Raw genomic sequence first — 22,468 nt, forward strand, 5'->3', positions numbered from 1 at the left:
TTCACGCTACCCGGCGAGCAGCGCGTCCAGGCCCGCCGCGATCACGCGGTCGGCGTCCTCTCGGTACTTGAGGACCGCGCCCAAGGTCACCGCGGCGCTGGCGGCGTCGAGGTCGGTGCGGTCGAGGGCGAGCAGGGCATGGGCCCAGTCGATCGACTCGGCCACGCCGGGAGGTTTGAGGAGTTCGGCGGAGCGGAGCCTGCGCACGGCGGTGGTGATCTGGGCGGAGAGGCGGTCGCTGATGCCGGGGACGCGGCGGCGGATGATCGCCAGCTCGCGGGTCAGGTCCGGGTGTTCGAGCCAGTGGTAGAGGCAGCGGCGCTTGAGGGCGTCGTGGACCTCGCGGGTGCGGTTGGAGGTGAGCACCACCAGCGGCGGCTCGGCGGCGCGGATCTCGCCGAGTTCGGGGATGGTCACCGCGTTCTCGCTGAGCACCTCCAGCAGGAACGCCTCGAACTCGTCGTCGGCGCGGTCGACCTCGTCGATCAGCAGCACGCACGGGGCCGCCTCCAGCGCCCGCAGCAGCGGTCTGGCCAGCAGGAACCGGCGGGTGTAGAGCGACTTCTCGGCCTCGTCCGGGTCGACTTTGCCGTCGAGCGCGCGCAGGTGCAGCAGCTGGCGGGGGAAGTCCCAGTCGTAGAGGGCCTGGGTGGCGTCGATGCCTTCGTGGCACTGCAGGCGGATCACCTCGACGCCGAGCGCGTCGGCCAGGCCGATGGCCAGCGACGTCTTGCCCGTGCCCGGCTCGCCCTCGCAGAACAGGGGCTTGCCCATCCGCAGCGCGAGGAACGCGGCGGTGGCCAGGCCGTCGTCGGCCAGGTAGCCGACACCGTCGAGGGCGTCGGCGACCTCCTGCGGGGTGGCGAGGTGCCGCATCCCGCCACGGTATCCGACTCTCGGGGCCGACCCCGAGTCAAAACCAGGGTCGGTCCCCGATGTCTCCGGCGCCGTGACCACGGACTCTGGAGACATGACGAACTACCTGTACACCGACGAAGAGCCCAAGACCGTCCGCAAGCTGCGCCGCAGCCGGACCGACCGGATGATCTCCGGCGTGTGCGGCGGGATCGCCAAGGTGCTGGGCGTGGACGCGGCGCTGATCCGGATCGCGCTGGTGGCCGCCACCATCCTCGGCTTCGGCACCGGCGCGCTGATCTACCTCGCGTGCTGGATCGTCATGCCGGAGGACTCGTCCGCCTCCCCGAAATTCTAAGGTTGGTCACCTGGGAGCGAAGGGTACGGCTGGCCGGTAACCGTGGTCGCCTGCCGTCACGGTCCCCTGGGTGCGGTTTGATGGGCGCTGAACGCGGACCCGCGATGGCTGGCGGGACGCTGATCGCGGGCACCGCCGTGGCGGCGGGCACACTGTTGCTGCTGGTCACGTGACCGCCACCCAACCCAACCCCAACGCAACGGGCCCGGCAGAACTGATCTGCCATGGGTTTTCCGGACAGTGGTTTAGGGGGTTTCAGGCCGCTGGTTGTGTTGCGAGGTAGCGGTTGTGTGCTTCGTTGGGGGTGATGTATCCGAGGGTGGAGTGCAGGCGTGTGTGGTTGTAGAAGAGTTCGATGTAGGCGCTGATTGCTTGGTGGGCGTGGTGTTGGGTGGGGAAGTCGGCGTGGTGGACGAGTTCGTTTTTGAGTGCGGCGAAGAATGATTCGGCGAGTGCGTTGTCCCAGCAGACTCCGGTGCGGCCCATCGACGGGGTGATTCGGTGGCGGCGGAGGTGGGTGTGGAATTCGGTGGAAGTGTACTGGGTTCCGCGGTCGGAATGGAAGACGGCGGTGTCGGCGAGGCGGATATTGCGGGCCGCGGCGGTGATGGCGTCGCAGGCCAACGATGCCCTCAGGTGGTCGGCGGTGGCCCAACCGACGACTTTCCGTGTCGCGATATCGATGACGGTGGCCAGATAGAGCCATCCTTCGCGGGTCGGGACATAGGTGATGTCGCCGACGAGTTTGTGGCCGGGTGCGTCGGCGGTGAAGTCACGGTTGATCAGGTCGGGGACCTCGGCGGCGTTGCGGTCGGCGGCGATCCTGGGGCGTGGCCTGGGCTGGCGCGGCACCAGACCCAGCTCGCGCATCAGGGCGCGGACCAGTTCGGGTCCGGCCTGGGTGCCCTGGCGGGCCAGGGCGGCGTGTACCCGGCGATACCCGTAGGTTCGCCGTGACTCGGCGAAGATCCGAGTGATCTCTCGTTTGAGGCCCTCGCGCCGCTCGACGGTGGCGGACACGGGTTTGTTCCGCCATTCGTAGAACCCCGACCTCGATACTCCCATCCAGTCGCACATCGCGATGACCGGGTAGTTGCCTTTTTCGCCGTCGATGAACTCGTAGGTCTCGGTCACCGATAGTCGCGGGCGAAGAAGGCGGCGGCTTTTCCCAGGAACTCGTTCTTCATCCGCAGCTCGGCGACTTCGCGTTCCAACTCCCGCAGCCGCACCCGCTCACCGTCGGTCAACGAGTCGACCGGCCGCGGCCGCGCCTCGTTGTGCTTCTCGACCCAATTCCGCAGGGTCTGCTCCACCAAATCCAACTGGCGGGCCGCCGCCGCGACCGAAACACCGCCCTCCACGACCATCCTGACAGCCTCAGCCTTGAACTCAGGCGAGAAACGACGACGTGGACTCATGAGAATTCTCCGCTCCATCAAGCCCCAATTCTACTTGGGGCCGGTGTCCGGAAAATCCATGGCACATCAGAACGGCCTGTTTGGGTGGTTCGCCTTGATTTGGGGTGAATGGGCCTAAACTTTCGGCGCGGGTGGGCTTCACCTGGCCCACCTTTTAGACCCGCGCAGGCCCATTCGAGGGGCCCCAAATCAAGGCGAACCACCCAAAACAGGCGCCCACAGACCAAGCCGCAGCCGAACCAGCGTCGGCTCGGGCATCACCAGCGGGGACCGCGCTGGACCTCGATCAGTTTCGGGCGGACGTCAACGATGTAGACCAGCGCCGCGACCAGCCCCGCCATCCAGAAGATCCAGCCCCGGCCCGCGAAGCTGAACAGCAGCAGCGCCGCCGTCGCGCCCGCCGTGATGCCGACCCAGGCCATCTTGGTCATCCGGTCGGCGGCCGAGTAGGCATCCGGCCGCTGCATGAGCGCGTGGATGAGCGCGAACACACCGACCGGCACAGCGGCCCAGTCGATGATTCGCAAGATCCAGAATGCTGTCTGCGGCACGACCCAAGCCTACGTGCGAACCGGCCCGGTCCACCACATGCCCTCGGCGATAGAGAAATGACGAAGTGGGGTAACCCTGCGTTGTGACCGACGGCACCCGCCGTTTGCAAGCGGGGTGCTTGCAACTGCTAGCAGCGGCGCGTAGCGTTTGGAGTGTCACAAGGAGGCGGGATGGAAGAGACCGGACCCGGCGAGGTCAGTGCGATCGACAAGGTCGCCGACCTCGGGCGCGACATCGGTGAGTACATCAAGCACCAGCGCAACTCGGCGAAGATCTCGCTGCGCCAGCTGTCCAAGCTCGCAGGCGTGTCCAATCCGTACCTCAGCCAGATCGAACGTGGTCTGCGCAAGCCCAGCGCCGAGATCCTGCAGCAGATCGCCAAGGGCCTGCGGATCTCGGCCGAGGCGCTCTACGTCCAAGCAGGCATCCTCGATGTCCCCGCGGGTGGCCCTGTGGTCGACGCGGTTCGGGCGGCCGACGAACTGACCGAACGGCAGAAGCAAGTACTGCTCGACATCTATGAGTCTTTCCGGCGCGAGAACGCCAACCAGTCCACAGTGGAGGGGTCTGATGTGGACGACCAAACCGAACCCCGGACCCCACCTTCGAGGAGTGAATCAGCATGACGCTGCCCAACAGCGCCGATGTCCGCAAGGCTGGCGAGCAGGCCGCCGGGGCGGTCAACACCGCCATCGAGCAGGTCCGCACCCCGCTGCTGGCCGCCCTGGGCGCCGGTGACCTGGCCGCCAAGGCCGTCGCCGACGCGGTGAACAAGGCCAAGGAGCGCGCCGAGTCCACCCGGACCGCCGCCGCCGACCTGCCCGCCGACCTCAGCGGCCTGCGCGAGAAGCTCGACCCGGCCGAGCTGCGCAAGCTCATCGACAACTACACCGAAGCGGCCCTCAAGCTCTACCAGAAGCTGGCCGACCAGGGCGAGGACGCGCTGGACAAGATCAAGACCCAGCCGCAGGTCAAGAAGGTCGTCGAGCAGCTCGAAGAGGCCATCGAGGCCGCCCAGACCCGCGTCGGCGGTGCCGCCGGTGACGCCCGCGCGCTGGCCGAGGACGTGCTGGCCAAGGTCACCCGCAAGACCCGCTCGGTCGGCGAGAAGACCGCCCTGACCACGCAGAAGGTCGCCGCCGAGGTCGCCGAGATCATCGAAGAGGCAGGCGACGACGTCGCCCACGAGGTCCGCAGCGCCAGCCGCCGCGTGGCCAACAAGACGGCCCCGGCCCGCAAGCCCGCCGTCCGCAAGACCACGGCGCCCGCGCCGAAGACCACCAAGTAGATCCCCCGACGGCGAGGCCCCGGTCCTTTTCTGGACCGGGGCCTCTTCGTATTGCTGACAACTGATGTCAGGGATCGCGTGGCTTGACGGGCTGACCGTCGGTGCCGGACTCGCGGCGGGGCGTGGGTGGCCGCGGCGGCGACCACGATGTCGTCGGTCATAGCCAGGCGGCAGGCGCGGTGGCCGCAGGGAAGACCAGACGGACGAACTCCAGCGCGCATTCCGGGCACACGGTGGGCGGTTCCGGCCGGGCCGGGTAGCGGGCGTGGACGGGAAGGCCGCACAACCCGCCCGCCATGCCCGCAGGCACCAGATGCGCCCGGCCGATGTGGAATTCGCTGATGCCCCAGGCGAAATCGCCGCTCACGCGCTGACCCACGTCCGCAGCGCGGTCCTGCCGAACTCCGTCAGCTCGACCGGAATCCAGCCGTCGAGTGGGTCACGATCGGAAGCGAGGGCGATCAGGCCGTCGCGGCGAAGAACGTACAGGGCGCTGATCAGGCGGCTGGACAGTTCCTCGGTGCGGTGCCGCAGCGGTTGAGTGCGGGTGGCGGCGACGATCTCGCCGCGCTCGACCTTGCGCAAGGCGCGCAGGAGGAACGGCTCGCGTGCTGGACCGGGACAGCTGGGCATCGACGGACACCGCCTTCACATGGACGTGGGACGGGTGCGGCGGAAGAGGCCGCCACACACGCGCGAAGATGCGACTGGGCAAGTTCATGGCAGACCTACGAGAACGCAACGGCATGTCAAGAGCGCGGGCGGCGCAGGAGCTCAAGACCGCCGAGAGTTCGATGAGTCGCTACGAGTCCGGCAACGTCCTTCCGGTCTGGAGCACGGTTCGTACGCTGCTGGATCTGTACGAGGCGGCGGCGAAGGAACGCAAGATCGCCTCGGACCTGTGGGACAACGCAAACGACGAACCACCGTCGATTCGGCTGCCCATCAGCACACCCAAGGCGTTCCGCCGCCTGGTCAACGCCGAACGCGAAGCGCCGCTCCAGCGGCATATCGAATTGTCGATCGTTCCCGGCCTGCTCCAAACCGAGAGCTACGCCCGCGCGCTGATGGACGCCGGACGGTCGTTGGAGCCGCCGGAGCTGAAGATCGACAACGTGGTGTCGACGCCCATCGCGCGCCAACAGCGCCTGGTTGGTGCCGATCCGTTGAACTTGCACGTGTTAATGGACGAGGCGGCGATCGTGCGCGAGGTTGGCGGCGCGGACGTGATGCGTGAACAGCTCGCGTATCTGCTGGTGGCGAGTGGTCGCAAGACCATCACCTTGCAGATCATCCCGTTCGGTGCGGGCGCCTACGGCTCGATGAGCGGGTCGTGCGTGATCGTGGACTATCCACAGGAGGACGAGACGCCAGGCGTTTACCTCGAATATCCGGCAGGCGGTGCGTGGGTGGACAATGCCGAGGACGTAGCACGCTTCACCACCATGTTCGATGAGGTCGCCAAGCAGGCGCTCACGCCTGTGAAGTCGAATGACCTGATCCACAAACGCATCAAGGCACTGGAGAACCCATGACAGACAGCAGGTGGCGCAAGAGCAGCTTCTCCGGCGGCGGGAACAACGACTGCGTTGAGCTCGACCTCGCCCCGACCTTCAGCGCCATCCGCGACACCAAGAACCCGACCGGCCCGGTCCTCACCCTCATCCCCACCGCCTGGTCCGCATTGCTGCACACCACCAAGGGGCACTGACCCAGGTCGTGGGTTCAGCCGAGCAGTTCTTACCCAACGCGATGCGGAGGCGACGGTGTCCGTCAGGAATGTTGCCTCCGAACTCGCTCGCGTGCTTGGCGACCTGGAAACCCTGCCGCTGACGCAAGCGCTCGACGCAATAGATCAAGCTCAGATGGTCATCGCCAACGCCACTCGCGGCAGCCCACAACCCGAAGCACGCCAGGCCGTGGCGCTCATGGGGCATGCGAAGGGCCAGGTGAGGCAGGTTCACCAAGCCGTCGCCATGGCGAAGAAGCTGATCCACGCGTACATAGCGCAACTCGGCATCGATGAGTCGGGCCCTGTTCAATCGGTTGCAACCAGTCAGCCGGTTCGCTCGGCGAGTTTAACCACAAAGCGCGAGCCGCTGACGCGCGATGAGGCGGAATCGGTCCGCAATACTCTGCCGCCCCAGGTCCCCAAGCCAAATCCCGACGGCAAGAAGACGCATGGCAAATGGTTCGATGGAACTGGCAGGGCGATTCCACTTGCCAGTGGGTACGACGACGACGCAGCCGAAGCCTGGCGGCTGCTTCAATCGGCAGGGATGCCCGCCATCAGGGAACCCGCCTCAACCGCTCACGTCGAGATGAAGGCAGCCGTACGTGCCCGCAAGCTGGGAGAAAGGCATACGGAGGTTGTAATTAACAACGTCCCATGCCGAGGTATTTATGGCTGCGACCAGCTGCTACCGGTACTCTTGCCTGAAGGCTATTCGATTACGGTGCATGGTCCGAACTACCGTAGAACCTTTACCGGAGGAATTAAGTGGTTGAGCTAGAGGTGTGGTACGACCAGGATGCCGAGAATGATTACGGATCTGGCGACCCGGCTTACGTGGTGAGTACAGTAGGCGAGTTGAATGCCCTCGTAGACCGAGTCCTGGTCGAAACTCGCGACCATCGTTGCCCAGCGATGATCCAGGTCAACGTGCACGGGCAACGCCTACCTGTTCTTGAGGTCGGACTCGGCCGCGAGCGGGGGTTTATCGTTTACCACGCCGAGGACGGCGGGAGCACCAAGGGTGATGGTGACCCACTTGCCCGCGTTGAGTATGTCTACATGGGAAGCCTGAGCGAGACCTCAGCTGACGTCGAAGTGGGACTTCACGACGTTCGTCACGGATTGATGGAGTTTATGGAAACGGGACAGCGTCCGTCCGTTATTCATGATTGAGGCAGTAAGCCCATAACTTTGCTTCGCTGCATGAGCCTATGAGAGGTGGGACTCTATCCACTTCACCACGGCTGCCGTTGTGTCCTCGATGGGGGTGTTCGTCGTGTCCAGCATTTCCATCGGCGGCGATGTCAGCGCCGCGTTCGTCTTTACCCAGGTGTTGAAGCCGAGCATGTCCGAGATCCGATCCTCGTTCTGCCACCCCCGCCACTCCGGCCGGGCACGCAGCCGCGCGGCGAGCACGTCGTCGTCGGCGACCAGCGCGAGGTAGTGGATCTCGGAGAACAGGACCCGTTCGGGGCGGTTCTCGAACTGTGGCGGCGCGACCGTGCCGCAGAGCACCACGGGCCGACCCGCCTGTTGGATGGCGGCGATCATCCGCAGCCAGGCCCGCCGGAACGGACCGAAGTCGTCGACCGGGTCCTGGATGCCCGCGATCCAGAGGATGTCCTGTTCGAGGACCACCGCCCGGTCGCCGAGGAGCGCGCCCAAGCGGCGGCACACCGTGGACTTGCCGGTGCCGCTGGGTCCGGTCAGGGCGAAGACCGGGAGCCGTCGGAACGGCTCCCGGTGCCCGCACAACGCACAGACCAGATTGTCGCCGTCGACCTGGGGAGTCTCAGTCCACTCGCCGCAGGTCGGGCAGATCATCGGGTTCAAGCGTCAGTCGAAGAGCTCTTCGAGGAAGCTCTTGCGACGCTTCTTGTGCCCGTATTGGCCGCCGTACTGGCCGCCGTGGCCGTAGCCGGGGGGCGAGTCGCGGTGCCCGCCATACCCGGGGGGCGAGTCGCGGTGGCCATACCCGGCGGGCGGGTAGTGCTGCTGCGCGGGCGGGTACGGCGCGGGTGCGGGCGCGTGCTGCACCGGGGCGCCCGCGTACGGCGGCGGTGGCGCGGCAGCTCGCTGATACCGCTCCTCAGCGGTCAGGATCTGCTCAAGCTCGCCGCGGTCGAGAAAGATCCCGCGGCAGCCGTCGCACTGGTCGATGTGGATGCCTTGGCGGTCCACCGTGCGCATAACGCTCTGACACTTAGGACAAATCACCCCGTCAGCCTACGCAAAGTTTGGTGCGCATGTCCGCATGTCCGCGGTCGACACGGCGGACGGGCTGTTTATGGGCCGCGCGCACATGGCTGTGTCCCGATCGTGAACCTAGCGTCAACACCCATGACGAGTGGGCCAGTTCACATCCATGAGCGGACCGCCCTGGTGACCGGCGGCGCCAGTGGCATCGGCCGCGCCTGTGTCCTGGCGCTGGCCGCCGCAGGCGCGAAAGTGCACGTCGTCGACCGCGACGGCGCGGGGGCGCGGCGGGTCGCGGGCGAGGTCGGCGGGTGGGCGCACGCGGTCGACCTGGCCGACGCCGAGGCCGTGGCCGCGCTGCCCACCGAGGTCGACATCCTGGTCAACAACGCCGGACTGCAGCACGTGGCCGCGCTGCACGAGTTCCCGCCGGAGCGGTTCGAGCTGATCCAGCGGGTCATGGTGACCGCGCCGTTCCTGCTGATCCGCCGCTGCCTGCCGCACATGTACGCGCGCGGCTGGGGCCGGATCGTCAACATCTCCAGCGTGCACGGCCTGCGTGCCAGCGCGTTCAAGTCGGCCTACGTCGCGGCCAAGCACGGGCTGGAGGGCCTGTCGAAGGTCGCCGCCATCGAGGGCGCCCCGCACGGGGTGACCAGCAACTGCGTCAGTCCGGGGTATGTGCGCACCCCGCTGGTGGAGAACCAGATCGAGGCTCAGGCCCGCGAGCACGGCATCGACGCCGACCAGGTCGTCGAGCGCGTGCTACTGGACCGGGTCCCGCTCAAACGGCTCATCGAAGCCGAGCACATCGCCGACCTCGTGCTGTGGCTCTGCGGCCCGCACGCGGGCCACCTGACCGGGGCCTCCCTCCCGGTCGACGGTGGCTGGACCGCTACCTGACCCCGACCCCCGGAAAGTGGTGATTCCCTTGGCCGCCAACAAACCGTTCCTTCGCGTCGTCGGGGCAAGCCTGATCGGCACGACCATCGAGTGGTACGACTTCTTCCTCTACACCTCGGCCGCCGCCCTGGTGTTCAACAAGCTGTTCTTCCCCACCGCCGACCCGCTGACCGGCACCCTGCTGGCCTTCCTCACCTACGCGATCGGCTTCCTGGCTCGCCCGATCGGCGGCCTGCTGTTCGGGCACTTCGGCGACAAGATCGGCCGCAAGCAGTTGCTGGTGGTGAGCCTGCTGCTGATGGGCGGCTCGACCTTCGCCATGGGCCTGCTGCCCACCTACGCCGCTATCGGCGTGGCCGCGCCGATCCTGTTGACGACGCTGCGCCTGGTCCAGGGCTTCGCGCTCGGCGGCGAGTGGGGCGGGGCGGTGCTGATCGTCTCCGAGCACGGCGACGACAAGCGGCGCGGGTTCTGGGCGTCATGGCCGCAGTGCGGCGCCCCGGGCGGAAACCTGCTGGCCACGGCGGTGCTGGCGATCCTCGCGGCGGTCCAGACCGATGAGGCGTTCCTGTCCTATGGCTGGCGTATCCCGTTCCTGCTCTCCGGCGTCCTGGTCGTGATCGGCCTGTGGATCCGGCTCACCGTGTCCGAGTCGCCGGTGTTCCTCGCCGCGCAGGCCAAGGCCGAGACCCGGACGCACGCGCCGGTCGTCGAGGTGTTCCGCGACAGCTGGCGGCGAGTGCTGATCACCATCGGCGCGCGGATGGCGGAGAACGTGTCGTACTACGTGATCACCGCGTTCATCCTGGTCTACGTGACCACCGGACTCGGCCTGACCAAGGGCGTCGGGCTCAACGCGGTGCTGATCGGCTCGGCGGTGCACTTCGTGTCGATCCCGCTGTGGGGCGCGCTGTCGGACCGGATCGGGCGCAGGCCGGTGTACCTGCTCGGCGCGGTCGGCATGGCGGTGTGGGGATTCGTGTTCTTCGCGATGCTGAACACCAGGTCGCCCGGCGTGATCATCCTGGCGGCGACGATCGGGCTGGTGTTGCACGGGGCGATGTACGGGCCGCAGGCGGCGTTCTTCTCCGAGCAGTTCCCGACGCGGGTCCGCTACACCGGGATGTCGGTCGGCAGCCAGCTGTCGTCGATCGCCGCGGGCGCGGTGGCTCCCCTGATCGCGGTGGCGCTGTTCAAGGCCTACGGCAGCACCATCCCGGTATCGCTCTACGTGGTCGCGATGTGCCTGATCACGACGATCGCGGTCCTCGCCGCCCGCGAGACCAAGGGCATCTCGTTGGGTGACCGGCAGACCGAGGCCGAGATCCCGGCGGCCCGGACACCCGTGGAGACAGCGACCGAGTCCGCGCGCTGAGGATGGGATTGCGCAGGGTGCGACGATGACGATCGTGGCTGTAGACGCAGTTCGCACCCTGCTCGATCTTCTCGCGGTGGGCGCCAGCGGCGACCAGTTGAACAAGGTCGCCGCTGAGGCGCGGGCGGCCGGGGTCGCCGGGCCCGAGCTGGCCCGGATCGAGCGGGCCACCGAGAAAGCCCAGCGGGTGCGCCGGACGGTGGTGGCGCACCGCCGCCGCGAGGCCGAGCTGACCGCGCTGTTCGACACCGCCAGCGACCTGGCCCGGCTGCGCGACACCGACGCGGTGCTGCGGTCGATCGTGCACCGGGCCCGGATGCTGCTCGGGGTCGACGTCTCCTACCTGTCGATGAACGACGAGGTGGCGGGCCGGACCTACATGCGGGTGACCGACGGGTCGGTGTCGGCGCTGTTCCAGCAGGTCACGCTGGCCATGGGTGAGGGGCTGGGCGGTCTGGTCGCGCAGACCGCCCGGCCCTACGCCACCCGCGACTACTTCGCCGACGAACGCTTCCGGCACACCACCCCGATTGACGCCTCCGTCCGCGATGAGGGTCTGTCCGCCATCCTGGGTGTGCCGCTGCTGCTGGGCAGCAAGGTCATCGGCGTGCTCTACGCCGCCGACCGGGCCCCGCGCGAGTTCGCCGCCGAGGAGGTCGCGCTGCTGGCGTCGTTCGCCGACCACGCCGCCATCGCCATCGACAACGCGCACCTGCTCGACGAGACGCGGCTCGCGCTGGCGGAGCTGAACAGCGCCAACGAGACGATCAGCGCGCACAACGACGCGATGCACCGAGCCGAGGACGCCCACGACAAGCTGATGGACTTGGTGCTGCGCGGCGGCGACGTGCCGGAGGTGGCCGCGGCGGTGGCGCAGGTGCTGCGCGGCGGCATCGCGGTCTACGACTCGGCGGGCGCCGAGCTGGCGAACGCGGGCGCCGGATCGGTCCGGCCCACGCCCAAGGCGGTCGCGGCGTCCCGGTCGTCCGGCCGCGCGGTGTCCACTTCGGACTCTTGGGTGTGCGCGGTGCACGCGGGCCAGGAACTGCTGGGCAGCCTGCTGCTGACCGGCAGGCCGAGCCTGGAGGACGCCGACCGGCGGCTGTTCGAACGCGCGGGCGTAGTCACCGCGCTGCTGCTGATGCTGCGCCGGTCGGTCGCGCAGGCCGAGGACGAGGTGCGCGGGGAACTGCTGACCGATCTACTCACCGCCCCCGACCGCAACCCCGGCGCGCTGCTGGCCCGCGGCCACCGCCTCGGCGTCGACCTGACCGAGCCGCACTCGGTGCTGGTCGCCACCGCCGACGACGTCCCCCGGCGGCGGCTGGCGATGGCGGCCACCCGCTACGGCGCGCTGGTCGGGGTGCACGCCGACCAAGTCGTGGTCCTGGCACGGGAGGGCGACGCGGGCAAGCTGGCCGCCCGGATGGCCGTCGAACTCGGCTCCACTGTGGACACACCGGTCACGGTCGGCGCGGCGGGCCCGGTGGCGGGGATCGGCGAGTTGGTCGACGCCTACGCCGAGGCCGCCAGGTGCGCACGGTCGCTCGTCGCGCTCGGGCGCGTCGGACAGGGCGGGTCGATGGGCGACCTGGGGTTCGTCGGCCTGCTGCTCGGCGCGTCGGCGAACCTGGACGACTACGTACGGACCACGCTCGGCCCGGTCCTGGAGTACGACGACCGGCGGGGCACTGAACTGCTGCGCACGCTGCGGGCGTACTACGCCAGCGGGGCGAACCTGACCAGGGCCAAGGACGCGCTGCACGTGCACGTCAACACGGTGGTGCAGCGGATGGAGCGGATCGGGTCACTGCTGGGCCACGACTGGCAGGCGCCGGAGCGCGCGCTGGAGATCCAGCTCGCGCTCCGGCTGCATGACCTGATGGCCTAGTAGGACCTACTTACCGGCGCGGTAGGCGGTCCAGGCGTTCTGCATACGGGTGTCCTGGCCCGCGGTGAACTGGTTGTAGCAATCGTCGTAGGAGTAGTCCATGTAGTTGTGGATCGGGTCGGTGCCGGGCAGGGTGCAGGAGTCGCGGCCCTCCGGGCAGCCCGAGGTGGAGCTGGACTGGGCCGGAGTGTCGGCGACCTCGTCGTTGGTCGAGGTGCAGCCGCCCTGGAAGGTGTGCCAGAGGCCCATCCAGTGGCCGACCTCGTGGGTCAGGGTCTTGCCGAGGTCGAAGTTGGTCGCGCTGCCGCCGGGCACGCTGGCGTAGTCGATGACGACGCCGTCGAGGCTGGGGCTGCTGGCGTACCACGTCGGGAAGGTCGCGAAGCCGAGGCCGCCGATGTCGACCGACCACACGTTCAGGGTGCTCGCGCCGCCCACGCGGGTCGCGGTCTTCATCTGCTTCTCGACGTTCGACCGGTCGGTCTTGGTGAACCAGGTGTTGTTCGACCAGCGCTTGGTCTGCTGCAGGGTGAAGGTGAAGCCGGTGTTGGCGGCCACCCCCGGCGCCTCGACGCCCGCGAAGCCGTCGTTGAGGACCTTGATCTGCGCGGCGACCGTGGCGTCGGAGATGTTGCCGACGCCGCCGGTGCCGGTGACCACGTGGAAGACGACCGGGATGTTCCCGCCAGCGGCCAGCGCGCCGTTGGCGCCCAGCGCGGCGACCTTGGCCTGGAGGTCCTTGTTCATCCGAGCGGCCTCGAACTGGGTGACCTCGTTGCGCTCGGAACCGGCGGCGGACCCCGGCTTCACGCGATCGGCCGACAGCGGGCTGTCGCAGATCTCGGGGCTGGCGGTCAGCTGAGCGGGCGCGGCGGACGCGCCGCCCGTGCCGCTGAAGAGTGTGAGACCACCGAGTGCGAGGGCGGTGGCGACCATGGCCGACCGCAGACGCGGGTTCGACATGTGATGTCCTCCGGGCAGGGGGTTGGGGACCGGCGGTGCGAATACTCACCGGGTGACCGCCAAAACGAGGGCATCATTGTGATTTCGCTCACCTAATTAACGTATTACCAAATATTGGCTGGCGAGGCGTTAACCCGCAGGTCACCGACCTGTCGATCACGCGGCTGGATCACGCGACCGGCCACGCGGACAAGATCTCCTCGGGACCAACCACGAGATCGACCGACTCGGCCAGGCCGTCGGACACCCCGGACAGCGAGGCCACCACCAGACCGGCCTCGCCAGGACTGAACCCGGGCACCTGAGCCGCCGACCGGTGGAGTTGGGCGAGGTCGTGGTGATCGAACGCGGTCCCGAGCCACTTGATCGAGCCCGCGAACGCGATCCGATCCGCCACCGGCGCGCGGTCCGCGCCGACGAGATCGACTTCGGGATCGAACTGGCGGTTCCACCAGCCGCCGACGACGTTGACGTCCGACCAGGGGAAGTCCTCCGCCGTCGCGAGAAGCTCGAACGCCCGGCGAATCAGGGGCTCGACGGCTTTGCCACGCCAACTGTTCCAACGCTGCCGAAGCAACCGGACTCCCGCGTCCGGGCGCCCCCGCCGCGCTTGTTCCTGGGCCGCTCTGCCGATGGCCAGATACAGCCGCAAATTGCTGTCATCGACGCGATACAGCGCGGGCTTGCCGGGGCGCTCGGACAGTGGCTGGTCGACGGCCAGCACTCGCTTCTCGTGAACGAGTCGGTTGAGCATGGGCGAGAGCGACCCTGAGGGAACCGCACCCTGCCGCCCGCCTGCCGCGGCGGCGATGTTGGCGTGGGTCCGCTCGCCGCCCCCAACCGCTTCAAGGACGCGGCGAGCCTGGTCCGGCGACGCGAATTCCGCCATCAACGCCGACTCCGGGATACCGAACACCGGCGCCGCCGGATCGGCGCACTCGTCCTCGAGGAACGACATCGGTGCCATGCCATGCGGCCAACTCCTGATGATTCCGGGGAGTCCGCCGGTGATCAGATGGGCATCGATGGCGTCCGCCGCGCGCAATCCCAACGCCTGCCCGGTTTCAGCGGGGCTCAGCGGGCCAAGCACGAAGTTGTCCGCACGGCCGTAGAACGGGCGATCGTACGACGTGAGCCGTTCCATCATGTGAATGTCGCTGCCGAGGAGCAGCAAGAGGACCGGCCGACTCGACAGCAGTCGATCCCACGCCGTCTGGAGTGCACCGTCGAAGAGGTCGTCCTGCTCCGAGATCCAGGGCAGTTCGTCCATCACCACTACCGACGGCTCATCGGGCAACACGGAGGCCAGGATGCGGAAAGCATCCGGCCACCCCCCCGGCGCCTTGTCGGGGACGAGGCTCGAATCAGGCGCATACGCCTTGATCTCGTCAAGGAACATCGTCACTGCCTCGACCTGTGACGCGCCTTTGGTGGCCGAGAAGAACATGTAGCGACGATTCGCACGGTCGCAGAACTCTTGAACCAAGCGGGACTTGCCGACCTGACGGCGGCCGCGGATCGCGACCGCGACGGCGCTCTTCGTGGCCTCGACCCGATCGAGTCGCTTGCGCAGCGCGGCGAGTTCGGCGACCCGCCCGACGAAACCCGCCACCTTGCCTCCATCTACGTAGAAGAAATCTACATAGATTGACTCTACCAAAACGCCACCTGGGGACCGCCCCGAAACGGTCCCCAGGTGACGACCCCCGGTCACTCGGTGCGCATCGAACTCAATCGGGTCGCACCACGCAGGAAGGGCAGGGTCAGCACCGAGACGAGTAGCCCGAGGACGACCGCCGCCGCGGTCATCACCCCGACGCCCGCCCAGTCGACCTGATATGGCGTCGACGACGACAGGCGCATGATCAAGCCGCCGAGCGACAGGCCCACCGCCAGCGCGAGCACCACGCCCAAGCCGATCGGCACCGCGATCTGCCAGAACAGCGACCGGGCCAGCGCCCCGGTCGGCACCCCGCTCGCGGCCAGGATCGCCAGTGGGCGGCGGCGTTCGCGGATGTGTTCCAGGGCCAGCACCAGGAGGCTGATCCCGGCCAGCAGCAGAGTGAACAGCGACCCGCCGAGTAGGGCGCGGCGGATGGTCGTGAACATCTCTTCCTGCGGGCTGGAGAAGCTGGACCAGTCCTGGGCGACGTAGGTGTTCCAGCCCGTCCGCGCCACCGCGGTGCGGACCCGTTCCACGGCATCGTCGTCGGCCGTGGGGATGTACAGCCCGGCGTAGGCGCCGACCGGCGGGGACGCCGGGGCCGACGCACCCTCGGCGACGATCGGACCCATCAGGAATTCGGGATTCACCCGCTTCAGATCCTCGGGTTCCGCCTGCGGCGGGATCCGTCGGCGAGTCGCGGGCACGGTCCACTGCCCGTACCGCTCGATGGTGTGGCGCGTTTCGACCAGATTCACCTTGCGCCCGGGTGTTAGCCCGTCGGTGGCGCCGGTCACGTCATCGCTCGGCGAGAACAGCTGGCCGTCGGCGCAGCCGGTGACGTTTAGACGCCGTTCGATGACCGCGCAGTCCGCGACTCGGATGCCGCTGATGGAGCCGTCCCCGTCGAACTCGATGGCCACGTCGCGGAACTTCTCGACCTTGGCACCCGGCAGCAGCGCGGAAAGTTCCTTCTCGGTCGTGGCGATGCCTTCGCTCGTCCCCGACACCAGGACCGACCCGGTGATCGAAATGGCCGAGTCGGGGGTCGCCTCGAACCGATCCCCCATCGACAGCAGCACGCCCTGCAGCGCGATCGCGGCCGCGAGCACGACCGCGACGCCGCTGACCACCCGCGCCGAGGTCCCGCTGTCGAGTTGCAGCCTGCGGATCGCGAGCTGCCACGACGACGGTCCGCCACGCAGCCCGGACACCGTCCGCTCGACCACCCAGGGCAGCAGCAGCGGAACGCCCACGAGCAGCAGGGTCGTGCCGGTCGCGATGACGGCCGACCACAGGTGGTCGTTCGCGCTGAGCTCGGCCGCGTACAGCAGCAGCGCGACACCGAACCCGACCACCGCGAGCCGCCACGCCATGCGGCGTCGGACCGGTTTGCTGAACCGGACCACGCTCAGCGGCTCGATGATGGTGCGGCGCAAGGCGAACTGGGCGGTGAGCACGGCCAGGACCGGGATCGACAGCCCGACCAGCACCGCGAGCCACCACGTCGGCGTGATGTCGCTCGGGTACACGGTGATATCCATGATCCGCACGCCCGCCGCGGCCTCGCGGCTGACCAGGAACACCCCGACCCCGAGCACCAACCCGATGACGGCGCTGACCAGGCTCTCGGCCGCCGCGATGCGCCGGACCTGCCTGCTGTCCCCGCCGACAAGCCGGAGCGCGGACAGCTTCCGGTCGCGTTCGGCGCCCGCGATCCGGGTGCTCGACGTGATGAAGATGAACACCGGCACGAGCAGCGCGACCGACCCGAGCAGCACCAGCAGCAGCAGGCCCGGGTCCATCGGCGAGCCTTGGCGCGGGACGCCGAACGAGTACACGTCGATGACCTGGGGCGCCGTGATCGGGCCCGATCCCAGATAGGCGGTCAGCGAGTCCGGGGCGGTGACCGCCATCGGGTCGATGGTCCCGACCACCCGCTGGGGGAACCGCTCGCGCAGCAGCGTGCTGCCGTCCGCGGCCATCAGGTCGGCCAGCGCGGGCGACAGGTAGATCTCGCCGTCCGCGGGCATCCTGGGCAGGCCCGGTGGGACGGGCGAGGTCGGACCGGTCGGATACAGCGACTCGACGGAGATCGTCTTGTCCTGGAAGGCGGTCACCCATCCCGCCAGCCGCAGGGGCGCGACCCCGTCAACCGCCGTCGTGTCCGGCTGCCCGGCCGCGGAACGGTCCTCGCGGGCCTGGATCATCGGTTCGACCGAGGCGGCCAGCAGCAGCACGGCCGTGGCGATGCCGATGCCGGCCGCGCTCAGCGCGAGGCGCGCGATCGAGGTCCGGCCGCCCCCGACAGCCAGCCGGACCCCGATGCGCAGATCGTTGAGCCAGCCCGTCACGGGACCAGCTCCACTTGCCGGGTGCGGCCGTCGCGCACGACGACCTCGCGGTCGGAGTAGGCCGCGACCCTCGGCTCATGGGTGACCAGGACGATCGCGGCGCCGGTCTCCTTGGCCGTGTGCACGAGCAGGCTCATGACCTGTTCGCCGTTGAGCGAGTCGAGCGCGCCGGTCGGCTCGTCGGCGAAGATCACCTTCGGGCCGGTCACCAGCGCGCGGGCCACCGCGACCCGCTGGCCCTGGCCGCCGGAGACCTCGCCGGGCCGCTTGTCGGCGACCCCGTCGACCTCCAGGCGGCCCAGCCACTCCAGGGCGGCCCGCTCAGCCTTGGCGCGGGAGGTACCGCCGAGGCGCAGCGGCAGCGCCACGTTCTCCAGGCAGGTCAGCTCCGGGACCAATTGGCCGAACTGGAACACGAAGCCGAACTCGGTGCGGCGCAACTCGCTGCGCCGCTTGTCCGACATCGCGGTGAGCTCCTGGCCGTCGTAGACGATGGAGCCGGACACGGGCGCGACGATGCCTGCCATGCAGTGCAGCAGAGTCGACTTGCCCGAACCCGACGGCCCCATCACCGCGACGATCTCGCCACGCCCGACCGTCATCGCCGCGCCGTCGAGCGCCTTGGTCTGCCCGAAGGACAAGTGAAGATCGGCGCCGACCATCAGGTGGTCCGTCACGAGGCCACCTGCTTGCCCAAGTCCGCGAGCCGGGCCGTGGTCAGCTCCAGCCAGCGCAGGTCGGCTTCGAGGTGAAACAGCGCGTGGTCGCAGATGAGCTGGTCGGCCAGGTCGCCCTGCTGCTTGCGCACGGTCAGCTCGCGCATCGCCCGCAGATGCGCGTTGCGCTGGGCGTCGAGGACCTCTCCGGCGCTGCGGCCGGACATGAGCGCGAGGATCACCTTGGTATAGAGCGCGCTCTGCAGATAGATCTCAGGCTTCTCCGGGGTCACGAGCCACACCCCGACATCGGTGACACCCGCGTCCGTGATCGCGTACCGCTTGCGCTCCGGACCTCCCCCAGGTTCGACACCGCTCTCCTCCACCAATCCGTTGCGCAGCAGCCGCGAGAGCGTGGAGTAGACCTGCCCATAGGCCAGCGGTCGGTCGGCTCCAAAGTGCTCGTCGTAAGCACGCTTCAGGTCGTATCCGTGCCGGGGACCTGTCTCCAGGAGCCCCAGCAAGGCGTGTCCGATTGACATGACCCGAACTGTACACCATGGGTATACACACTGCGAATAGCAGGCTCAGCAGGCGCAGAGGCAGAACGGGTGCCCGGCCGGATCGGCATAGACCCAGAAGGTGTCAGCCGAGTCGTCGAGCAGCTTGGCACCCAGGCCGACCGCGCGCTCGGCGGCCGCGGGGAGATCGGCGACGGCCAGGTCGAGGTGGAACATCTGCGGCCGGTCGCCCACCGGCCAGGTCGGCGGCAGGTAGTTCCCGACTTGCTGAAAGTCGATCCGGCCCGCGTCGCCCTTGATCGACATCCACGAGTTGTCGTCGCCCGCTTCCGGGGCAGGCCAGTCGAGCAGGGCGGCGTAGAAGGTCGACAGCGCGAGCGGGTCCGGGCAGTCCAGGACGACCGCGCCGAGCGTGGGAACCGACATGACTCCTCCTCATCGAGTAACCAGTGAGATCGAGCATGGCGGTTAGCTCTGATCACGTCAACCGGTATAAGGCCTACAGTGGTTTGGTGAGCGACGTGGAGTTGGTCCTCGACTTCCTCAACACCGTGGACGTCGAACAACACGCCGATGTGCTCGACGACCCGGTCCTCTGGCAGGCGTGGCTGGCCGAGCGCGGGCTTGAGCCGGGCGACCCCGAGCATGTGCGAGCGGTGCGCGACGGCCTGCGCGGCCTGGTCGGCGGCGCGGCGGCCCCGCCCCCGCCGGGGTCGGACGTGCGGGTCGAGGTGGTCGACGGCATGGCGCGGCTGGTGGCGGGCAAGGTTTCCGGCGCGGTGCTGGCGGCGGTGAGCAGGCTTGTCGTGCTCGGCGACTGGGAGCGGATGAAGATCTGCCCGGCCGACGAGTGTCAGTGGGCGTTCTTCGACCGGTCGCGCAACCGGTCGCGGACGTGGTGCTCGATGCAGGTGTGCGGCAACCGCGAGAAGGCGCGTGCGTGGCGGGAGCGGGCGCGGCTCAGCTAGCCCTCACGGCGAGCGGGCCCGTCCGGCGTGCAGGCCGGACGGGCCCTTGTTCCTGCGGTCGGCCGATCAGTTCTCGGTGAAGTCGCTGGTGCCGCCGGAGTGGGTGCACCTCCACCTCGGGAACTCGTAGAAGTCACCGTCGTGGAAGCCAAAGATGTTGTAGTACTTACCGATCTCCGGAAGATCGCCCTGGGTGAACTGCCCGGCCGAGAACGTGAAGGTCGCGCCGAGCGTGCCGGTGCCGTCGCTCAGCAGGCCGGGGCCGCCGAGGATCGGGACGACCTTCACCTTCGTGTAGGCGCCCTGCGGGTTCTTCGTCTGTCCGCCGTCCTTGGCCCGCTGAGTGGACGAGGCGCGGTCGCCGGGCGGCGTCATCGGGTCGCCGCCGTGAGCAGTTCCCGCTTGCCGCTGATGACCTGCTTGTGCTCCAACGCGTTCCGGCCGCTGGTCGGGCTGACGCTCCACTGGTTGTCCTCGCCCAGCGTCGCGGTCATCGAGAAGACACCCGCCGGGAACCGGATGTCGGTTTTGTCGGTGATCGACCCGATGTCGAGCACCTCGCCCTGGGAGTAGGTGCCCGCGGCCAGGTAGTACACCGGGTGGGGCGTGAAGGTCAGGTTGAGGTTCGGCTGCGACTGGACGGCGAACGTGCCCGCGCCGGACATGCCGATGCCGATGCTGGCCCGCTTCAGCGGGATGTTCGAGGCCTCCTTGATGTACAGGGAACCGACCTGCGCGCCATCGGTGGGTGTCGACGTGAACGTGTACGCGTTCGCGGACGGGTGCGAGAAGCCGATCTGGTTGCCCGCCTTGGTTTCCGTCGTGACTCCGTTGACGGTGGGGTCGGCGGGCCACGTCTGGGAGGCGTCGAAGTAGACGCCTGGGACCAGCGTCCCCGTCTCCGACCAGACGAACGAGTAGTCGACCGTCCACCTAATCGGGTACGCCGGTTTGGCGAACCAGGCGAGTGACAGCACGTTCGGGACGCCAAGGTTCGGGTCCTCTTGGTACACGCACATGTCGACGAAGTTCGTCGAGTCGTTGACGACCCGTAGGGTGTATTGGTTTCCAGCCATTCGAATGCAGCTCCCTGTCAGGAAGAATTCTTTCGCCGGGATCGCACCGCCGAAATCGTGTCGGGAGAACGTGATATCCGGAACAGGATTCGGGGTGCGCCGAGAAGTCTGCCGCAGGCGCGCGCTTTCGGTAGTGGTGGCACCCGAACGAGAGCGGGATCGCCAAGGGCCTGTTCAGGGGCTTCGGAGTCCGAATAATCGCAAGAAAGAGTGGTCGAGTCCACCGGTTCGAGTAGATTGGCGGTCACTGTGGCGGACGAGCGGGGACGGCTCTGCGGCCGTTCGGGTTCAGGAAAGGGCTGCGGCAGTAATCGCTCGGAGTGTTCACCCAATCCTGGAAAAAGAAGTTCATTTTCCAGGAAATGATCGATGTCGCGATGGGAAACGTCGGCGATGCGCTGAACGGGTGAAGAAAACCACTATCGAGACCTGACGAGATGATGTTCCCGCGGGTCAGCTTATGAGTTGCGCGACGGTGTAGATCAACAATCCGGCCAACGCACCCACTACCGTGCCGTTGATGCGGATGAACTGCAGGTCGCGGCCGACCTGCAGCTCGATCTTGCGCGAGGTCTCCTCGGCGTCCCAGCGCTGGACGGTGTCGGTGATCAGCGTGGTGATCTCGTCGCGGTAGTTCAGCACGACGTACGCGGCGGCGCCCTCGACCCAGGTGTCGGCCTTGGTCCGCAGGGTCTCGTCGGACACCAGGCGCTCGCCCAGGGTCATCAGGCCCGCGCGGACCCGGGTGCGCAGCTCGCTCGACGGGTCCTCGGCGGCGTCGAGGAGCATCTTCTTGGCCGTCGACCACGCCGACCCGATGAGCGTCTGCACGTCAGGGTGGTCGAGCACCTGGTGTTTGACCTGCTCGGCGCGCTCCATGACCCGAGGGTCGGTCTGCATGTCACCCGCGAACTCGGTGAGGAACTTGTCGAGAGTGAGGCGCATGGGGTGGTTGACGTCGGTCTTGACCGCCCACGCGAAGGACAGGACCTCGCCGTAGACCTTGTCGGCGACCAGCGCGTCGACGAATTTCGGTGACCACGTCGGGGCGCGGCCGGAGACGACGTTGAGCACCTGGGAGTGGTTGGCCTTGACCCACTCGTAGGCCTGGTCGCACATGAGGTCGACCAGTTTGTGGTGGGACCCGTCGCCGATGACCCGCTCCAGGAGCTTGCCCAGCGGCGGTCCCCACGGGGTGCCGATGATCCGTGAGACCACGGCCTGCTCCATGACGGCCTGCACGTCCTCGTCGCGCAGCACGGTGACCGCGCCGCGGACCACGGTGGCCAGTTCGGATGTCACCCGTTCGGCGTTTTCTTTTTCCGCGAGCCAGCCACCCAGCCTGCTCGCCACGCCCACCCGGCGGAGGCGTTCGCGCACGACCTGCTCGGAGAGGAAGTTGGCGCCGACGAAGTCGCCGAGGCTGTCGCCAAGGACGTCCTTCTTGGTCGGGATGATCGCGGTGTGCGGGATCGGCAGCCCCAGTGGCCTGCGGAACAGCGCGGTCACCGCGAACCAGTCGGCCAGCGCGCCGACCATGCCCGCCTCGGCCGCGGCCTTGATGTAGCCGACCCAGCCCGGGGCGCCCGCGGCCTGCCACAACGTCATCGCGAAGAAGATCGCCGTCGCGCCGAGCAGGAACGCCAGCGCCACTCCTTTCATCTGTCGAAGGCCACGCCGCTTCTCGAGTTCTCCT

At 68.1% G+C, this 22,468-nt stretch carries 27 protein-coding genes; 11 read left to right on the forward strand and 16 right to left on the reverse strand.

Translation table 11 applies throughout. The features are described 5' to 3' along the window. Positions 1-6 precede the first annotated feature (6 nt). A complete protein-coding gene (locus BN1701_RS24485) occupies positions 7-876 on the reverse strand; it encodes a MoxR family ATPase (RefSeq protein WP_054052588.1) in 870 nt (289 codons plus the stop codon). A gap of 94 nt (positions 877-970) precedes the next feature. Between BN1701_RS24485 and BN1701_RS24490 the strand changes: the two genes are divergently transcribed. Beyond that, positions 971-1,213 carry a PspC domain-containing protein gene (locus BN1701_RS24490; protein ID WP_054052589.1) on the forward strand — a complete coding sequence of 81 codons (243 nt, stop codon included), beginning with the start codon at positions 971-973 and terminating at the stop codon, positions 1,211-1,213. 255 nt (positions 1,214-1,468) lie between these two features. Here the strand turns inward: BN1701_RS24490 and BN1701_RS24495 are convergent. Next, a protein-coding gene (locus BN1701_RS24495; protein WP_369800604.1) for an IS3 family transposase occupies positions 1,469-2,631 on the reverse strand; the annotation gives its coding sequence in 2 pieces (ribosomal slippage) (positions 1,469-2,382 and positions 2,382-2,631; 1,164 coding nt in all). A 257-nt stretch (positions 2,632-2,888) separates the two neighbouring features. Further along, positions 2,889-3,182: a DUF2516 family protein gene (locus tag BN1701_RS24505; RefSeq protein ID WP_054052595.1), complete on the reverse strand. Its 294-nt coding sequence runs from the start codon at positions 3,180-3,182 to the stop codon at positions 2,889-2,891. A 171-nt stretch (positions 3,183-3,353) separates the two neighbouring features. On the opposite strand from BN1701_RS24505, the gene BN1701_RS24510 reads away from it, so the two are divergent. Beyond that, entirely contained in the window at positions 3,354-3,809 is a 456-nt protein-coding gene (locus BN1701_RS24510; protein ID WP_054052597.1) for a helix-turn-helix domain-containing protein, read from the forward strand. After that, positions 3,806-4,471, forward strand: coding sequence for a hypothetical protein (locus BN1701_RS24515; protein ID WP_054052599.1), 666 nt, complete (start codon positions 3,806-3,808; stop codon positions 4,469-4,471). The genes BN1701_RS24510 and BN1701_RS24515 overlap by 4 nt, the downstream gene beginning before the upstream one ends. Before the next feature lie 157 nt (positions 4,472-4,628). Here the strand turns inward: BN1701_RS24515 and BN1701_RS24520 are convergent, their stop codons facing one another. Then, positions 4,629-4,838, reverse strand: a complete 210-nt coding sequence (locus tag BN1701_RS24520; RefSeq protein ID WP_157368199.1) for a hypothetical protein — start codon at positions 4,836-4,838, stop codon at positions 4,629-4,631. After that, on the reverse strand, positions 4,835-5,104 hold the full coding sequence (locus tag BN1701_RS24525) for a hypothetical protein (protein ID WP_054052602.1): 270 nt from the start codon (positions 5,102-5,104) through the stop codon (positions 4,835-4,837). The genes BN1701_RS24520 and BN1701_RS24525 overlap by 4 nt, the downstream gene beginning before the upstream one ends. 68 nt (positions 5,105-5,172) lie before the next feature. Between BN1701_RS24525 and BN1701_RS24530 the strand changes: the two genes are divergently transcribed. From BN1701_RS24530 to BN1701_RS34640, 4 genes are read left to right on the forward strand one after another with little or no spacing between them, the layout of a single operon-like run. Continuing rightward, a complete protein-coding gene (locus BN1701_RS24530; protein ID WP_054052604.1) occupies positions 5,173-6,006 on the forward strand; it encodes a helix-turn-helix transcriptional regulator in 834 nt (277 codons plus the stop codon). Beyond that, positions 6,003-6,182, forward strand: a complete 180-nt coding sequence (locus BN1701_RS34630; protein ID WP_054052605.1) for a DUF397 domain-containing protein — start codon at positions 6,003-6,005, stop codon at positions 6,180-6,182. The genes BN1701_RS24530 and BN1701_RS34630 overlap by 4 nt, the downstream gene beginning before the upstream one ends. A 55-nt stretch (positions 6,183-6,237) precedes the next feature. Beyond that, on the forward strand, positions 6,238-6,984 hold the full coding sequence (locus BN1701_RS34635; RefSeq protein WP_157368200.1) for a DddA-like double-stranded DNA deaminase toxin: 747 nt from the start codon (positions 6,238-6,240) through the stop codon (positions 6,982-6,984). Then, complete coding sequence (locus BN1701_RS34640; protein WP_082860028.1) at positions 6,972-7,379, forward strand: Imm1 family immunity protein; 408 nt, start codon at positions 6,972-6,974, stop codon at positions 7,377-7,379. The genes BN1701_RS34635 and BN1701_RS34640 overlap by 13 nt, the downstream gene beginning before the upstream one ends. A 36-nt stretch (positions 7,380-7,415) precedes the next feature. On the opposite strand, the gene BN1701_RS24540 is transcribed toward BN1701_RS34640, so the two are convergent. Both BN1701_RS24540 and BN1701_RS24545 read right to left on the reverse strand, forming a co-directional pair. Further along, positions 7,416-8,030, reverse strand: coding sequence for an AAA family ATPase (locus tag BN1701_RS24540; RefSeq protein ID WP_054052609.1), 615 nt, complete (start codon positions 8,028-8,030; stop codon positions 7,416-7,418). Positions 8,031-8,042: 12 nt separating this feature from the next. Continuing rightward, positions 8,043-8,423, reverse strand: a complete 381-nt coding sequence (locus BN1701_RS24545; protein WP_082860029.1) for a zf-TFIIB domain-containing protein — start codon at positions 8,421-8,423, stop codon at positions 8,043-8,045. A gap of 123 nt (positions 8,424-8,546) precedes the next feature. On the opposite strand from BN1701_RS24545, the gene BN1701_RS24550 reads away from it, so the two are divergent. Genes BN1701_RS24550 through BN1701_RS24560 form a run of 3 tightly spaced genes read left to right on the forward strand, consistent with a single transcriptional unit; the run spans position 8,547 to position 12,571 of the window. Further along, complete coding sequence (locus BN1701_RS24550) at positions 8,547-9,305, forward strand: 3-hydroxybutyrate dehydrogenase (protein ID WP_054052613.1); 759 nt, start codon at positions 8,547-8,549, stop codon at positions 9,303-9,305. 28 nt (positions 9,306-9,333) lie between these two features. Further along, positions 9,334-10,680, forward strand: coding sequence for an MFS transporter (locus BN1701_RS24555; protein WP_369800605.1), 1,347 nt, complete (start codon positions 9,334-9,336; stop codon positions 10,678-10,680). Positions 10,681-10,705: 25 nt separating this feature from the next. After that, entirely contained in the window at positions 10,706-12,571 is a 1,866-nt protein-coding gene (locus tag BN1701_RS24560) for a GAF domain-containing protein (protein WP_054052615.1), read from the forward strand. A 6-nt stretch (positions 12,572-12,577) separates the two neighbouring features. Here BN1701_RS24560 and BN1701_RS24565 read toward each other — a convergent pair whose 3' ends face one another. The 6 genes from BN1701_RS24565 to BN1701_RS24590 form a co-directional block, all read right to left on the reverse strand. Next, positions 12,578-13,534 carry a zinc metalloprotease gene (locus BN1701_RS24565; protein WP_054052617.1) on the reverse strand — a complete coding sequence of 319 codons (957 nt, stop codon included), beginning with the start codon at positions 13,532-13,534 and terminating at the stop codon, positions 12,578-12,580. A 169-nt stretch (positions 13,535-13,703) separates the two neighbouring features. After that, the gene (locus BN1701_RS24570) at positions 13,704-15,248 is read right to left on the reverse strand and encodes an ATP-binding protein (RefSeq protein ID WP_231949691.1); all 1,545 of its coding nucleotides are present in this window, start codon (positions 15,246-15,248) and stop codon (positions 13,704-13,706) included. Then, positions 15,245-17,551, reverse strand: a complete 2,307-nt coding sequence (locus tag BN1701_RS24575) for an ABC transporter permease (RefSeq protein ID WP_054052620.1) — start codon at positions 17,549-17,551, stop codon at positions 15,245-15,247. Before BN1701_RS24575 ends, BN1701_RS24570 begins: the two co-directional genes overlap by 4 nt. Further along, positions 17,548-18,213, reverse strand: a complete 666-nt coding sequence (locus BN1701_RS24580) for an ABC transporter ATP-binding protein (protein ID WP_054056104.1) — start codon at positions 18,211-18,213, stop codon at positions 17,548-17,550. The genes BN1701_RS24575 and BN1701_RS24580 overlap by 4 nt, the downstream gene beginning before the upstream one ends. Positions 18,214-18,224: 11 nt before the next feature. After that, on the reverse strand, positions 18,225-18,749 hold the full coding sequence (locus tag BN1701_RS24585) for a PadR family transcriptional regulator (RefSeq protein WP_054052622.1): 525 nt from the start codon (positions 18,747-18,749) through the stop codon (positions 18,225-18,227). 45 nt (positions 18,750-18,794) lie between these two features. Beyond that, on the reverse strand, positions 18,795-19,154 hold the full coding sequence (locus tag BN1701_RS24590; protein ID WP_054052624.1) for a VOC family protein: 360 nt from the start codon (positions 19,152-19,154) through the stop codon (positions 18,795-18,797). Positions 19,155-19,237: 83 nt separating this feature from the next. Here BN1701_RS24590 and BN1701_RS24595 point away from each other — a divergent pair, with 83 nt between their 5' ends. Further along, positions 19,238-19,696, forward strand: a complete 459-nt coding sequence (locus tag BN1701_RS24595) for a CGNR zinc finger domain-containing protein (protein ID WP_054052627.1) — start codon at positions 19,238-19,240, stop codon at positions 19,694-19,696. Positions 19,697-19,762: 66 nt separating this feature from the next. On the opposite strand, the gene BN1701_RS24600 is transcribed toward BN1701_RS24595, so the two are convergent. From BN1701_RS24600 to BN1701_RS24610, 3 genes are all read right to left on the reverse strand, one after another. Next, positions 19,763-20,071, reverse strand: a complete 309-nt coding sequence (locus tag BN1701_RS24600) for a hypothetical protein (protein WP_054052629.1) — start codon at positions 20,069-20,071, stop codon at positions 19,763-19,765. Continuing rightward, positions 20,068-20,772: a hypothetical protein gene (locus tag BN1701_RS24605; protein ID WP_054052631.1), complete on the reverse strand. Its 705-nt coding sequence runs from the start codon at positions 20,770-20,772 to the stop codon at positions 20,068-20,070. Before BN1701_RS24605 ends, BN1701_RS24600 begins: the two co-directional genes overlap by 4 nt. Positions 20,773-21,225: 453 nt before the next feature. After that, positions 21,226-22,434 (reverse strand): DUF445 domain-containing protein, encoded by a 1,209-nt coding sequence (locus BN1701_RS24610; RefSeq protein WP_082860030.1) that lies wholly within the window; start codon positions 22,432-22,434, stop codon positions 21,226-21,228. Positions 22,435-22,468 lie beyond the last annotated feature (34 nt).

Source organism: Alloactinosynnema sp. L-07 (genome assembly GCF_900070365.1).
Taxonomy (GTDB): Bacteria; Actinomycetota; Actinomycetes; order Mycobacteriales; family Pseudonocardiaceae; genus Actinokineospora.